Origin of the sequence: Streptomyces sp. WM6372 (assembly GCF_001279655.1) — a bacterium.
Classification (GTDB): Bacteria; Actinomycetota; Actinomycetes; order Streptomycetales; family Streptomycetaceae; genus Streptomyces.
In genome coordinates, this window is sequence record NZ_LGDB01000209.1 from 14,655 (window position 1) to 28,116 (window position 13,462).

Genomic DNA, 13,462 nt, shown 5'->3' on the forward strand with positions numbered 1-13,462 from the left:
CCGGGGGCGGGAGCCCTCTGGCCGGTACCGGCCAGGGGGCTCCGGCCCCCGCTCGGGGGTGGCGGCCGCCGGGCCGGGGCGGGAGGGGGACCCGTCCCGGCCCGGGTTGCGGTCAGGGGGTGGTGGGGCGCAGTGCCGTGAAGGCGCCCGCGCGGTAGAGCAGGGGGAGGCGGTCCGCCGGGCCCGGGTCCCCCGTGACCAGTTCGGCCACCACGATGCGGTGGTCGCCCGCCGGGACCCGGGCGGTCACCCGGCACACCAGCCAGGCGAGGACCCCGGAGAGCACCGGGGTCCCGCGGGGGCCGGTCGACCAGTCGGCCGCGGCGAACCGGTCGGCGCCGCTGCGGGCGAAGACCGCGGCCAGCGCTGCCTGGTCCTCGCCCAGCAGGTGCACCGCGACGTGCTCGGCGGCGGCGACCGCCGGCCAGCTGGAGGCTCCGTCGGAGATCGCGAAGGCCAGGGCCGGCGGGTCGGCGGAGACCGAGATCAGCGAGGTCGCGGTGAACCCGTGGGGGCGGCCGTCCGCCCCGCGAGCGGTGATCACCGCGACCCCGGCGGCGTGCTGGCGGAAGACCGACCGCAGCAGGGTGTCGAGTGCGGGCCGCGCGGTCGGCGGCGTCTCCATGACCGTCATGCGAGGCGGCTTTCCGGGAGCAGTTCGCCGAGCGCGGCGGCGATGTCCTTGGCGCCGGTGCCCTGCATGACGGTGAAGTGGGTGCCGGGCACGAGCCGGGTGCGGACCGGGCCGTCTGCGTGCCGCTCCCAGCCCCGGCGGAACCAGTCCAGATCGCCCGGGTCGTCGGCGACGAGCAGTTCCACGGGACCGCGGTACGGGGTGGCCCGCCAGGTGGAGGCCGCCCGGGTCATGGCGGTGAACATCCGGGCCCGGGCCAGGATCTCCCCGTCCTCCCCGTCGCGGACCAGGCCCGCCTCGGCGAGCCGGCCGAGCACCGCCTCGTACGCGGCCTCCCGCGGCAGGGCGCGGACGGTGTCCGGGTCGGTGTGCAGCGGGGGCCGGCCCATGGAGAGGGCGAAGCTGTCGGCGAAGGCGCACACCGACTCGGCGTGCCCGAGCGGCTCGGGCAGCTGCGCCGGCGGCTGGGTGTCCACCAGGGCCAGCAGCGCCACCTCGGCGCCCTCGGCCTGGAGCAGCGAGGCCAGCGCCCAGGCGATGCCGCCGCCCAGCGACCAGCCGAGCAGGTGGTACGGGCCCTCGGGCCGGACCTCGCGGATCGCGTCGCGGTAGCGCTGCGCGAGCTCGTCGAGGGATTCCTCGGGGGCGCCGGGGACGATGGGCGCGGCGTCGATGCCGTAGACGGTCCGGTCCTCTTCGAGGTGCTGGGCCAGCGGGAAGTAGGAGGCGGAGGTTCCGGTGCTGGAGTGGACGCAGAACAGCGGGGGCAGCTGACCGGAGCCGGACTTGAGGAGGGTGAGGGTGCCGCCCGGTGCGGGCACGGCGCCGGCCGTGGACGCCGAGGCGGCCTCCTGGTCGGCGACGGCGGCCAGTTCGGCCACGGTCTGGTGCTGGAAGAGCTGGCGGGCGGTGATGCGCACGCCGCGCTTGTTGGCGAAGTCGACGGCCCGGATGACGGTGATGGAGTGTCCGCCGAGGTCGAAGAAGTTGTCGTGGATGCCGACCGAGGGGACCTCCAGGAGCTGCTGCCACACCTCGGCGAGGATCTTCTGGGTGGGGGTGGCGGGGGCCTGGGCGGGGCCGTCGGCGGCCGCGGCGGACGGGTCGGGCAGCTTGAACCGGTCCACCTTGCCGTTGGCGTTGAGCGGGAGCGCGTCCAGCACGGTGTAGCGGGCGGGCACCATGAACTCGGGGAGCCGCTCGCGCAGGTGGGCGCGGAGGACGTCGGCGCCGGGGGCGCCCTGGCCGGGAGCGGCCACCAGGTAGGCGGCCAGGTGCTGGGCGCCGGCCGGGCCGCGGGCGGCCACCACGCAGGAGCCGACGCCGGGGTGGTCGCGCAGGGCCGTCTCGACCTCGCCGAGTTCGACGCGGTAGCCGCGGACCTTGACCTGGTCGTCGCCGCGGCCGAGGAATTCCAGGCGGCCGTCGGGCAGCCACTTGGCGAGGTCGCCGGTGCGGTACATGCGGGCGCCGGGTGCCCGGTCCTGGCGGAACGGGTCGGGCAGGAACCGCTCGCGGGTCAGCTCCGGCAGGTTGTGGTAGCCGCGGGAGACTCCGTCGCCGCCGATGTGGAGCTCGCCGGGGACGCCGACGGGCAGCGGGGCGCCGTGCGCGTCGAGGACGTAGACCGCGGTGTTGGCGATGGGGGTGCCGACGGGGACGGTGGGGGCCCCGGTGTCGGAGCCGTCGATGACCGCGGCGGTGGACCAGACGGTGGTCTCGGTGGGCCCGTACATGTTGTGGAAGCTGGCGCCGGCGGCCTCGCGCAGCCGCAGGGCCAGTGCGGTGGGCACGGCCTCGCCGCCGACGAGCAGGACGTCGAGGGCTCCGAGGGCCTCGCGGGCCGCTCCGGAGGGGTCGTCGAGCATCAGCTGGGCGAGGGAGGGCGTGCACTGCAGGTGGGTGACGCCGTGCTCGGCGATCAGCTCGGCGAGGGAGGCGTTGTGGCCGGGGGTCGCGGACGGTCCGGTTTCCTGCCGGGCCTGCCCCAGCGGGGCGTTCGCGAGGACGCGCAGCCGGTCGAGGTGTTCCAGGCCGCCCAGTACGTCGTCGGCGTCGATGCCGAAGTCGACGAGGCAGGCGAGTTCGTCCACGCCGATGGCGGAGAGCTTGTCGATCAGCTCCAGGCAGTCCTCGGGGGTGCCGAACAGGCCACTGGTGTGCACGTACCGGTCGAAGGCGTGGCCGAGGAGGGCGTCGAGGTCGTCCTCGCCGATGTTGCGGGGGTCGACGTCCACGCCCATGCGCTGGCCCAGGACCCGGACCAGGTCCAGGGAGGTGCGCAGGTAGTCGATGAACGGTTCGCGGACCAGGGCGAGGGCCCGTTCACGGTCCTCGTCGAGGAAGGTGTGCAGCATGAGGGTGACCTTGCCGCCCTCGGTGCCGAACTTCTCCCGCCAGGTGTCGTGGTAGAGCCGGATGGACTCGGCGAGCTGGTCGAGGTCCTGGCCGAGCAGGTGGGTGAGGATGTTGGCGCCCTGTTCGGCGGCGGCCTTGAAGGTGGCGGGGGTGCCGCCGGAGGAGAGCCAGACGGGCAGTTCGCCCTGGACGGGGCGGGGCCGGATGCGGACCTCGACGTCCTTGCCGTTGCCGGCGGTCAGCGTGGCCGGCTCGCCGCGCCACAGCGACCGTACGGTCTGCACCCCGTCGATCATGACCTGCTTGCGGTCCTCGTAGTTCTCGGGGGCGAAGACGAAGTCGTCGTGGAGCCAGCCGGAGGCGAAGGCCATGCCGACGCGGCCGCCGGAGAGGTTGTCGACGACGGACCACTCCTCGGCGACCCGCACCGGGTGGTGCAGCGGCATGACCACGCTGCCGGAGCGGATCGCGATGTTCTCGGTGACCATGGCGAGGGCGGCGGCGGTGACGGAGGGGGCCGGGTAGAGGCCGCCGAAGGCGTGGAAGTGGCGTTCGGGGGTCCACACGGCGGAGAAGCCGTGCCGGTCGGCGAACTTGGCGCCCTCCAGCAGGAGCCGGTAGCGGTTGCCGCCGGGGGCGTCGTCGCCGGCGTCGCTGGCGAAGTAGAAGAGGCCGAACTCCATGGGGCGGGTGCGCGGGGCGGGGGCGGAGCGCAGCAGCTCGTGCGGGCGGCCGGAGGCCACGACCACCTTGAAGCCGCGGGTCAGCGTCCAGAACATCTCGACCTCGGACATGTCGAAGGAGATGCTGCTGATCGCGAGCCATGTGCCCGGCGAGTGTTCGCCGACCCGGTCGTCGAGACCGCGGAAGAGGTTGAGGAGCTGGGCGTGCTCGACCATGACGCCCTTGGGCTTTCCGGTGGAGCCGGAGGTGTACGTGACGTACGCGAGGTCGTGCGCGCCGACGGTGACGCCCGGGTCGGTGTCGGGGGCGTCGTCGAGGGCGTCGGCGGACAGGTCGAGCAGGACGGGCCCTGCGCCCTCGGCGAGGGCGGCCGCGGCGGTCAGCCGGGCGGCGCTGTCCGCGTCGACGAGGACGGCGGCGGGGCGGGCGTCGCCGAGGACGTGGCCGAGGCGGGCCGCCGGGTAGTCGGGGTCCAGGGGGACGAAGGCGGCGCCGGACTTGAGGACGCCGAGGAGGCCCGCGGGCATGTCGAGGCCGCGGGAGAGGCAGACGCCGACCAGGGTGCCGGGGCCGGCGCCGAGGGCGCACAGGCGGTGGGCGATCCGGTTCGCGCGCCGGTCCAGGGCCGCGTAGTCCAGGGCCGCGCCCCGGTGGACGACCGCCGTGGCCCCGGGGGTGCGGGCGACCTGGGCGGCGAAGGCGGCGGGGACCCCGCCGGCGGTCTCCACGGGTACGGCGGTGTCGTTCCAGCGGACCAGGATCCGCTCGTGCTCGGCGGGGGTGAGCACGGCGAGTTCGGACAGGCGCGCGTCGGGGCGGGAGACGGCGCTCTCCAGGACCCGGCGGTAGTGGCCGAGCATCCGCTCGATGCGGTCGCCGTCGTGGAGTTCGGTGGCGTACTCGGTCATCAGGTCGACGCCGCCGGTGGAGCGCTCGGAGAGGCCGATCGTCCAGTCGAACTTGGTGGTGCCCATGTGCAGCGGCAGGCCGGTGAGTTCGATGTCGCCCATGCGGACGGTCTCCACCGGGGTGCCCAGCTGGTAGATCGCGTGCTGGAAGAGGGGGTTGCGGCTCTGGTCGCGCTCGGGCCGCAGCTCACCGACGAGCTGGTCGAAGGGGAGCTCCTGGTGCTTGTGCGCGTCGGAGACGGCGTCGCCCGTACGGGCCAGCAGCTCGCGGAAGGTGGGGTCGCCGGCGGTCGAGGTGCGCAGCACGACGGTGTTGGCGAAGTAGCCGATGAGCGGCTCGAACTCGGTGCGGGTACGGCCGGAGAAGACGGAGCCGAGGGCGATGTCGTCCTGGCCGGTGTAGCGGGACATCAGGGCGGCGAGTCCGGCGACGGCCACCGGCAGCAGCCGGGTGCGCTCGCCGCGGGCGAGGGCCTCCAGATCGCGGTGGAGCGCGGGTTCCAGGTACGCGCTCACCTCGGCGCCGGTCCACTTCGGGTCGGCGGGGCGCGGCCGGTCGGACGGGAACTGGAGGGCGGGCAGCCCGTCCAGGCGCTCGCGCCAGTAGGCCAGGGAGCGGGCGCCGGCCTCGCCGGCCAGCCGGTCGCGCTGCCAGACGGCGTAGTCGGCGTACTGGATGGGCAGTTCGGGCAGGACGGGGACGCGGCCGGCCCGCCCGGCCAGGTAGCACTCGGTGAGCTCCTGCACCATGCGGGTGGTGGACCATCCGTCGGTGGCGATGTGGTGCATGGACAGCACCAGGACGTGCTCGTCGGGGCCCTGCTTCGCGAGGGTGGCGCGCAGCATCGGGCCGGCCGACAGGTCGATGCGGCGGCGGGCCTCGCGGGAGGCGGTCTCGCGGGTGCGCGCCTCGCGTTCGGCGGCGGGCAGCGCGGAGAGGTCGAGCAGCTCCAGGGTGGCGGGCGCGGGCGCGTCGACGATCTGGCGGGGGCCGTCGGGGGTGGCGAGGTAGCGGGTGCGCAGGGTCTCGTGCCGGGCGACGACGGTGCTCAGGGCGGAGCGCAGCAGCGGGACGTCGAGGGGGCCGCGCAGGCGCAGCGCGAGCGGGGTGTTGTAGAAGGCCAGCCCGTCGGACCACTGGTCGAGGAACCACAGGCTCTGCTGTACGGAGGACAGCGGCAGGGGCTCCTCGCGGCCGGCGGCGGCGATGCGGTCGCTGTCCTGCCGCGGCTCACGGTTGGCGCGCAGCTCCCGCAACAGCGCGGCGCGCTGCTGCGGGGTGAGCTGTGCCAGTCGGTCGTTGACGTTTCGCGGCATGCCGGGGCTCCTCGTCGACGTGTGTGTCTGGTCCGAAGCCTCCCCGGGGCGGGCGCGCGAGTGGAGTCGGGGTTAATCCGGACTCCTTCGGCCCGGCCCGGACCGGCAGCGTGATCGCCGGTCATACGCATCATTGCTGAAGGGGCGATCGTGACAAGTACGGGAGTGACCGCGCCGGACAACGCAGTCCGGACCCGACCGCCGGCCGGCGCGTGCGCCGACGGCCTGGCCCGGGAGACGGCCCGGGCCGGTTTCACCTGCCTGCGCCGCGACCGGATCCGGCACCTGCTGCCGGCGGACGCCCTGGAGGACTTCCGCGCGGCCTGGGAGGACCTGGAGCTGGACACCGGCATCCCCGGCGGGAAGCTGTTCCGGCTGCGCCGCTACGGGCGGCTGCGGGTGGAGGTGGAGGCGGACGGCACGGCCTCGTTCGCTCCGCTGCCGCACACCTCGTTCCGCCAGGACGTGATCCACATGTGGCGGGGGCAGGACCGGGTGTTCGCGCCGATCGCCCCCGAGGTGCTGTTGCACGAGGGCATGCTCGCGCTCGTGGGGCTGGACGCCCGGGCCGCCGCGCAGCTGAGCGGCACCACCTCCTGGGAGGTCGGCGTCCACCTGATCCGCATCCTGGCCGAGCCGGGCGGCGAGGGCGAGCCGACCCCGGAGGGCCGCCACCGCGACGGGCACGCGTACGTCGGGATGCACCTGCTGCGCCGGGACCGGTGCGGCGGCGGGCTCTCGACGGTGCACCCGGAGGGCGGCGAGCCGGTCCGGCTGACCCTGCTCGACCCGCTGGACTCGATGTTCGTCGACGACGCCCGGGTGACGCACGAGGTGTCCCCGATCAGCCCGCTGGACGGTACGGCGGTGCGCGACATGCTGCTGGTGGACCTCAACCCGGCCGCCCCGGCCGGCGGGTGAGTCGGGCGTGAGCGCCATGGACCGTACGGGCGAGACCGCGCTGCTGCGCTCGCTCGTCGACATCCCCTCCGTCTCGGGCACCGAGGCCGCGGTCGGCTCCTTCCTGGCCGGGGCGATGGACCGGCTCGGCTTCGACACGCACGTCGACGCGGCCGGGAACGTGCACGGCTCGGTCGGCCCGGCGGACGGGCCGCACCTGCTGCTGCTGGGCCACATGGACACCGTGCCGGGCGAGGTGCCGATCCGGCTGTCGGGCGACGTCCTGTACGGGCGGGGCACGGTGGACGCGAAGGGGCCGCTGGCCGCGATGGTCTGCGCGGCGGCCCGTCTCGCGGACACCTCCGAAGCGCGGATCACGGTGGTCGGCGCGGTGGACGAGGAGCGCACCTCGGCCGGTGCCCGCCACCTGGCCGGCCTGATGCGCCCGGACGCCGTCGTCATCGGCGAGCCGAGCGGGGCCACCTGCGTGGGCATCGGCTACAAGGGCGTCTTCCGGTTCCGGATGACCGCCGAGCAGCCGGCCGCGCACACCAGTTCGCCCGAGGCGACGGCCGCGGAGATCGTCGCGGACTTCTGGTTCGGCGTACGGGAGTGGCTGCTGCGGCGCTACGGGCCGGGGACCGCGAGCGCCCTGTTCGACCAGGCGCTGCCCTCGGTGGTCGCCATGGGCGGCGGCCTGGAGGAGGCCTGGATCGAGGTGTCGTGCCGGGTGCCGGTGCACTTCGACGCGGCCGCCTTCCGGGCGGCGCTCGGCGAACTGGCGGGCGGGCGGCGGATCACCGTCGTCGAACACGTCGAGGCGGTGCGGTCCTCGCGCACCGACCCGGTGGTCAAGGCGCTGTCGGCCGCCATCCGGCAGACGGGCGCCCGGCCGGTGCCGAAGCTGAAGCTGGGCACCGCCGACTGGAACGTGGTGGGTCCGGTCTGGGGGGTGCCGACGGCCGCGTACGGCCCCGGCGACTCCCGCTACTGCCACACCGAGGACGAGCACATCGCTCTGCCGGAATACCTCACTGCCATCGACGTCCTGACGGCGGCTCTGCCGCGGCTGGCGCGGTCGGTGGCCCTCGGCACCACGACCGGTGCCCTCAACGGAATGGGAGGCGCCACGCCGTGAACACAGCACGACGACCGCTGGCGGTACTGACCTCGCGCGTACGGCTGGAGGAGCGCCTGCTCCTGGCCGAACTGCGCAAGCGGGACATCGAGTTCGAACAGCTCGACACCCGGCGCCTGACGTTCCAGCTCGACGGGCCGGGCGCGCTGCCCTACCGGGGCGCGCTCAGCCGGGAGATCTCGCACACCCGCAACGCGTACGCGAGCCGGCTGCTGGAGCACCTGGGCGTGCCGGTGCTCAACAGCTCGCGGATCATCAACCTCTGCGGGGACAAGCTGCTGACCACGCTCGCCCTGCGGGAGGGCGGACTGCCCACCCCGCGCGCGATGGTCGGGCTGGTCCCGGACGCGGCGCTGGACGCCCTGGACGCCTTCGGCTACCCCGCGGTGGTCAAGCCGCTGACCGGCTCCTGGGGCCGGATGGGCGCCCGGCTGCACGACCACGAGGGCGCCGAGGCGATCTTCGAGCACCGGGCGGCGCTGCCCGGACCGCACCACCAGATCACCTACGTCCAGGAGTACATCGACAAGCCCGGCCGCGACATCAAGGCGTACGTCTTCGGCGGCGAGGTGGTCGGCGCGATCTACAAGATCTCCGAGAACTGGCGCACCAACACGGCGCTCGGCGGCCGCACCGAGGTGTGCCCGCTCACGGACGACCTGGTCAAACTGCTGACCGCGACCGCCGAGGCGATCGGCGAGGGCGTCCTCGGCGTCGACGTCATCGAGCACAAGGACGGCCGGATGGTCGTCAACGAGGTCAACCACACCCCCGAGTTCCACGGGGCGATCGAGGTCCTGGGCACCGACCTGGTGGGCGCGTACGTGGACTACGTCCAGGCCCGGCTCGCCGCCTGGGACGCCGAGTGAGCGCCGCCGCGCCGGGCCGCCTGGCCGCCGTACCGCTGGGCGGCCCGGTGCCGTTCGACGGACGGGTGCTGGAGGTGCCCCGCGGCCGCTACGACTGGCTGCACCTGGAGGTGCGCGCCGCCGAGGCGGCCGAGGCGACGCTGTGGCTGCACTTCGCCGGGGGCACGGACCCCGAGACCGCCGAGATCCCGGCGGGTGCGGCCGTACGGCTGCGGGTGCCGGTGACCCGCCGCGACGAACTGGAGCGCGTACGGCTGCCCGAGCGGGCGGGGCTCGTACTCCTCGCGCTGACCACGGTGGTGCCGGCGCCCGCCGGCCTGCCCGATCCCCACGAGAGCGGTCTGGTGACGACATGAGCGGCACACTGGCGATGTTCGGCGGCGCCAAGTCGCTGCGCCGGCAGGACATGGGCAAGGAGCTCACCGGCTGGCCGGTGATCACCGAGGAGGAGCACGCCGCGGTCCGCGGGGTGCTGGACGGCGGCCTGTTCACCTCCAACGACGCGGGGCGCGGCGAGGTGTCCGCGCTCCAGCGCGACTGGGCCGCGTACACCGGCACCCGCTACTGCGCGGCCGTCTCCAACGGGACGGCGGCGCTGGAGCTGGCGCTGGCCGCGCTCGACCTGGAGCCGGGCTCCGAGGTACTGGTGCCCGCGCTGACCTTCATCGGGACCGCGATCCCGGTGGTGCAGCGGCTGCTGGTGCCCGTCTTCGTCGACGTGGACCCGGTCACCTTCACGATGGACCCGCAGGCGGCCGCCGCGGCGGTCACCGAGCGGACCCGGGCGATCGTCGTGGTGCACCTGCACGGCCTGCCCGCCGACATGACGGCGCTGCGGGCGCTCGCCGACAGCCGCGGGCTGAAGCTGATCGAGGACGCCGCGCAGGCGCAGGGCGCCGAGTACCAGGGCCGCCGGGCCGGCTCGATCGGCGACGTGAACGCCACCAGCCTCAACGTGGTGAAGAACCTGCCGACCTGCGGCGAGGGCGGGCTGATCACCACCGACGACGAGGAGCTGTACGAGCGGATCGTGCTGCGCCGCCAGTTCGGCGAGGACCTGCGGGCCGGCAAGGACCGCGACTACATCTCGCGGGTGCTGGCCGGCAACGAGAAGCTCAGCGCGGTGCAGGCCGCCTTCACCCGGCGCCAGTTGGCCCGGCTCGACGAATACCACGCGCTGCGCGCCAAGAACGTGGAGTCCTTCCTGGACCGGATCGGCCGGCTGCCGGGGCTGCTCGCCCCGCAGGTCCCCGCCGACCGCACGCACGCCTGGCACATCCTGCGGCTGCGCTTCTCCGCGGCGGGCCTGGGCCACCCCGAGGTCTCCGACGGGGCGCTGCGCGCGGTGCTCCAGCGGGCGCTGAAGGCGGAGGGCGTGCCGGTGGCCCCGTACCAGGTGGTACCGCTGCCGGGGCAGCGGGCCTTCCGGGAGCTGTCCGGCTTCGGCGGCTACCCGTGGCGGATCGAGGGGGCGGCGCGGCCGCGCCACGACATCTCCGAGTTCCCGGTCTCGCTGGCCGTGATCGAGGACTCGCTGACGATCCAGCGGATCCACCTCAACCCGGCGGCGGGCCCCGTCCTCGACCGGTGCGCGCAGGCCTTCGAGAAGGTCTGGGACCGGATCGAGGACCTGCTGCCGCTGGCGCGGGCCATGGAGTACCGCCCGCCGTGGCACGCCGCGGTCAACACCCCTGAGGAGAGCGCGTGAGCACCCTGCTCGACCCGCCCGCGACGGCGCTCGGACCCGCTGCCGCCGCTGCCGCCGCCGTGGTCCCCGCCGTGGCCCCTGCTACGGCCCCTGCCACGGCCCCGGCCGCGGCCCCTGCCGGTCTGGCGGACCTGGCGCACGAGGTGCGCGAGCTCGTCCTGCGGATGGGCACCACCGCCCACGGCACCCACGTCGGCGGCAGCCTCTCCGCGGCCGACCTCCTGACCGTCCTGTACCACGAGGTGCTGCGGCTGCGGCCGGAGCAGCCCGACTGGGCGGACCGGGACTGGTTCGTGCTCAGCAAGGGGCACGCGAGCGCCGCCCTGTACGCGGTGCTGGCCCAGCGCGGTTTCATCGACCGCGCCGAGCTGGCGACGTACGGCGCGCCGGGGAGCCGGCTCGCCGGGCACCCGCTGCGCCGGCTGCCCGGGGTGGAGTTCCCGACCGGATCGCTCGGCCACGGCCTGTCGCTGGCCTCGGGGGTCGCGCTGGGACTGCGCCGCCAGGGCCGGGCGGGGCGGGCCTTCGCCCTGCTGGGCGACGGCGAGCTCCAGGAGGGCTCGGTGTGGGAGGCCGCGATGAACGCGGGGCACCACGGACTCGACAACCTGGTCGCGGTCGTCGACCGCAACGGGCTGCAGATCTCCGGCTCCACGGAGGAGTGCGTGAGCCTGGAGCCGCTGGGCGACCGCTGGCGCAGCTTCGGCTGGGCGGTGGCGGAGGTGGACGGCCACGACCTGGGCGCGCTGCGGGAGGTGTTCGCGGCTCTGCCGGACACCGCCGGGCGGCCGACGGTGGTCCTGGCGCGGACGGTCAAGGGCCGCGGGGTGCCCCTGTTCGAGGGCAAGAAGAAGTCCCATTCGGTGCAGCTGACGCCTCGGCTGTTCCAGCGGGCCCTGACCGGCCTGAACGCGAGGAGGGCACGATGACCGCCACGATGCCGGAGACGGCCGCGAAGCCGGCCGAAACCGCCAAAGCAGCCGAGCCCGCAGAGCCGTCCTGGGAGGAGCGGTACGCGGTCCCCGCGCGCGAGGTGTACCGCCGCACGCTGCTGGAGCTGGCCCGGACCGACCCGCGGATCATCTGCGTGGACTCCGACATGGGCGGCCTGGAGACGCTGTTCGGCGAGGAGCTGCCGCGGCAGTACGTCAACGTCGGCATCGCCGAGGCCAACCTGATGGGGGTCTCGGCGGGGCTGGCGGCGACCGGGCTGCTGCCGTACGCGAACACCCTGTCGGGGTTCGCGGCGGCCCGCGCCTGCGAGCAGGTGAAGATCGACGTCGCCGGGAACAACCTGCCGGTGCGGATCGTGGCGACCCACGCCGGGCTGTCGGCCGGGCACTACGGGCCCACGCACCACGCGGTGGAGGACCTGGCGATCCTGCGGACGCTGCCGAACCTGACCGTGGTGGTGCCGGCGGACGCGGTGGAGACCGAGTACGCGGTGCGCGCCACGGCGGACCTGCCGGGGCCGCTGTTCCTGCGGCTGGGCCGGGCGGCGACGCCGCTGGTGCACGCGGAGCCGTACGAGTTCACGGTCGGCAAGGCGCGCGAACTGCGCGCCGGTACGGACGTCACCATCGTGGCGACGGGCCCGTACCCGGTGTCGATGGCGCTGGAGGCGGCGCGGGAGCTGGCCGGGCGGGGCGTCTTCGCCCGGGTGCTCAACATGCACACGATCAAGCCGCTGGACCGGGAGGCCGTGCTCGCGGCGGCGCGGGAGACCGGCGGGATCGTCACGGTGGAGGACCACCTGGTGGCGGGCGGCCTGGGGGCTGCGGTCTGCGAGGTGGTGACGCAGGACGCGCCGTGCCGGGTGCACCGGATCGGGGTGCCGGACCGGTTCTTCGACCACGTCGCCGACGAGCGGCAGTTGCTGGAGCTGGCCGGCATCAGCCCGGCGGAGATCGCCGCGGCGGCGGCCCGGCTGGCCGCCGCCCCACGGTGACGGGCCCGGCGGTGACGGGCCCGGCGGTGACCGGCCCGGCGGTGAGCAGCCCGGCGGTGAGCAGCCCGGCGGTGAGCAGCCCGGCGACGAGAAGCCTCGCCGCGAGCCGCCGGAACGCGAGCCGCCGGAACGCCGTTCAGGGGCGCGGCGCGCGGGCGGCCGGGCTGCGCCACCAGGCCAGCAGGCTGGTGTGGATCAGCCGGGGCTGGGCGAACGCCGCGATCCGCGCGGCGGGACGGGCGAAGAACAGCCCGTCCTCGGTGCGCCGGTCCGCCGCGGCGGCCAACGCCCCTTCCACGGCTTGCCGTTGGGATGCCGTGGCGCCGGGGAGGAAGTCGATGCCGAGCAGTGCCTCCTCCGGGGCGGCCGGCAGCGGCGCCCCGGTGCGGCAGCGGGTGCCGCACGGACCGGCCCACCAGGACACCGCCCAGCCGTCCCCGCCGGGGGCGTAGGGCGCTCCGGGCTCCTGCGGGGCGCGCGGGTCGCGCACCATGTGGACTTCGGAGAGCGGCTTGTCCGCGGCGCCGAAGTGACGGACCGTACGGAAGCCGACCCGGGCGTAGAAGGCCGGGTTGCCCCGCTCCACCACGGCGTCGAGCACGACCTGCCGGGCGCCCGCGGCCGCGGCCGCGGCTTCCAGGCGGCGCAGCAGCAGCCGGCCGAGCCCGGCGTGGCGCACCCGGGGGGAGACGGCCAGCCGGCGCACCTCCCAGTCCCCGTCGGGGCGGACCACGGCCCGCACCGATCCGGCGGTCTCACCGCCGAGGGAGGCGACCCACAGTCCGCGGCCCGCGGCGAGGTCCTCCCGTACGTCCCCGGCCCGTTCGCGGGCTCCGTCGGCGACGGGGAGGCCGGGCACCAGGTCGCCCGCCGCGTACGCGGCCGCGGTGACCGCCGCCACCTGCCCGCAGAGGTCTTCCGGGGCGGCGGAAACAGAGTCAAGGAATCGGATCTGGATATCGACGGCAGTGGCCGCCTTTTCTGTGGTGAGCACAGCC

10 protein-coding genes and 2 pseudogenes are annotated in these 13,462 nt (G+C 74.9%); 7 read left to right on the forward strand and 5 right to left on the reverse strand.

Translation table 11 applies throughout. From position 1 onward, the window contains the following. Window positions 1-112: 112 nt before the first annotated feature. From ADK52_RS27990 to ADK52_RS45110, 4 genes and pseudogenes are all read right to left on the reverse strand, one after another. Window positions 113-634 (reverse strand): flavin reductase family protein, encoded by a 522-nt coding sequence (locus ADK52_RS27990; RefSeq protein ID WP_053692625.1) that lies wholly within the window; start codon window positions 632-634, stop codon window positions 113-115. Continuing rightward, window positions 631-3,786: a MupA/Atu3671 family FMN-dependent luciferase-like monooxygenase gene (locus tag ADK52_RS45100; RefSeq protein WP_420714940.1), complete on the reverse strand. Its 3,156-nt coding sequence runs from the start codon at window positions 3,784-3,786 to the stop codon at window positions 631-633. The genes ADK52_RS27990 and ADK52_RS45100 overlap by 4 nt, the downstream gene beginning before the upstream one ends. Continuing rightward, window positions 3,775-4,464 (reverse strand): annotated as a pseudogene (locus tag ADK52_RS45105) (AMP-binding protein); the annotation flags it as partial. The gene ADK52_RS45100 and the pseudogene ADK52_RS45105, both read right to left, overlap by 12 nt. Continuing rightward, window positions 4,444-5,901, reverse strand: a pseudogene (locus tag ADK52_RS45110) (condensation domain-containing protein); the annotation flags it as partial. The pseudogenes ADK52_RS45105 and ADK52_RS45110, both read right to left, overlap by 21 nt. 150 nt (window positions 5,902-6,051) lie before the next feature. Between ADK52_RS45110 and ADK52_RS28000 the strand changes: the two are divergent. From ADK52_RS28000 to ADK52_RS28030, 7 genes are read left to right on the forward strand one after another with little or no spacing between them, the layout of a single operon-like run. After that, on the forward strand, window positions 6,052-6,822 hold the full coding sequence (locus ADK52_RS28000) for a 2OG-Fe dioxygenase family protein (protein WP_159046044.1): 771 nt from the start codon (window positions 6,052-6,054) through the stop codon (window positions 6,820-6,822). Window positions 6,823-6,838: 16 nt separating this feature from the next. After that, window positions 6,839-7,939 carry a M20/M25/M40 family metallo-hydrolase gene (locus ADK52_RS28005; protein ID WP_053692628.1) on the forward strand — a complete coding sequence of 367 codons (1,101 nt, stop codon included), beginning with the start codon at window positions 6,839-6,841 and terminating at the stop codon, window positions 7,937-7,939. Continuing rightward, window positions 7,936-8,808 (forward strand): lysine biosynthesis protein LysX, encoded by an 873-nt coding sequence (gene lysX / locus ADK52_RS28010; protein ID WP_234344274.1) that lies wholly within the window; start codon window positions 7,936-7,938, stop codon window positions 8,806-8,808. Before ADK52_RS28005 ends, lysX begins: the two co-directional genes overlap by 4 nt. Beyond that, a complete protein-coding gene (locus ADK52_RS28015) occupies window positions 8,805-9,164 on the forward strand; it encodes a hypothetical protein (RefSeq protein ID WP_053692629.1) in 360 nt (119 codons plus the stop codon). Before lysX ends, ADK52_RS28015 begins: the two co-directional genes overlap by 4 nt. Then, on the forward strand, window positions 9,161-10,516 hold the full coding sequence (locus ADK52_RS28020; RefSeq protein WP_053692630.1) for a DegT/DnrJ/EryC1/StrS family aminotransferase: 1,356 nt from the start codon (window positions 9,161-9,163) through the stop codon (window positions 10,514-10,516). The genes ADK52_RS28015 and ADK52_RS28020 overlap by 4 nt, the downstream gene beginning before the upstream one ends. After that, entirely contained in the window at window positions 10,513-11,445 is a 933-nt protein-coding gene (locus tag ADK52_RS28025; protein WP_234344276.1) for a transketolase, read from the forward strand. Before ADK52_RS28020 ends, ADK52_RS28025 begins: the two co-directional genes overlap by 4 nt. Further along, window positions 11,442-12,464, forward strand: coding sequence for a transketolase family protein (locus ADK52_RS28030; RefSeq protein WP_234344278.1), 1,023 nt, complete (start codon window positions 11,442-11,444; stop codon window positions 12,462-12,464). Before ADK52_RS28025 ends, ADK52_RS28030 begins: the two co-directional genes overlap by 4 nt. Window positions 12,465-12,600: 136 nt before the next feature. On the opposite strand, the gene ADK52_RS28035 is transcribed toward ADK52_RS28030, so the two are convergent. Further along, window positions 12,601-13,458: a GNAT family N-acetyltransferase gene (locus tag ADK52_RS28035; RefSeq protein ID WP_234344280.1), complete on the reverse strand. Its 858-nt coding sequence runs from the start codon at window positions 13,456-13,458 to the stop codon at window positions 12,601-12,603. Window positions 13,459-13,462: the final 4 nt, after the last annotated feature.

Coding starts and splice junctions, on each gene's coding strand:
- ADK52_RS45100 (WP_420714940.1), bottom strand. CDS start 3,786: ATGTCCGAGGTCGAGATGTTCTGGACGCTGACCCGCGGCTTCAAGGTG.
- ADK52_RS28030 (WP_234344278.1), top strand. CDS start 11,442: ATGACCGCCACGATGCCGGAGACGGCCGCGAAGCCGGCCGAAACCGCC.
- ADK52_RS28005 (WP_053692628.1), top strand. CDS start 6,839: ATGGACCGTACGGGCGAGACCGCGCTGCTGCGCTCGCTCGTCGACATC.
- ADK52_RS28020 (WP_053692630.1), top strand. CDS start 9,161: ATGAGCGGCACACTGGCGATGTTCGGCGGCGCCAAGTCGCTGCGCCGG.
- ADK52_RS27990 (WP_053692625.1), bottom strand. CDS start 634: ATGACGGTCATGGAGACGCCGCCGACCGCGCGGCCCGCACTCGACACC.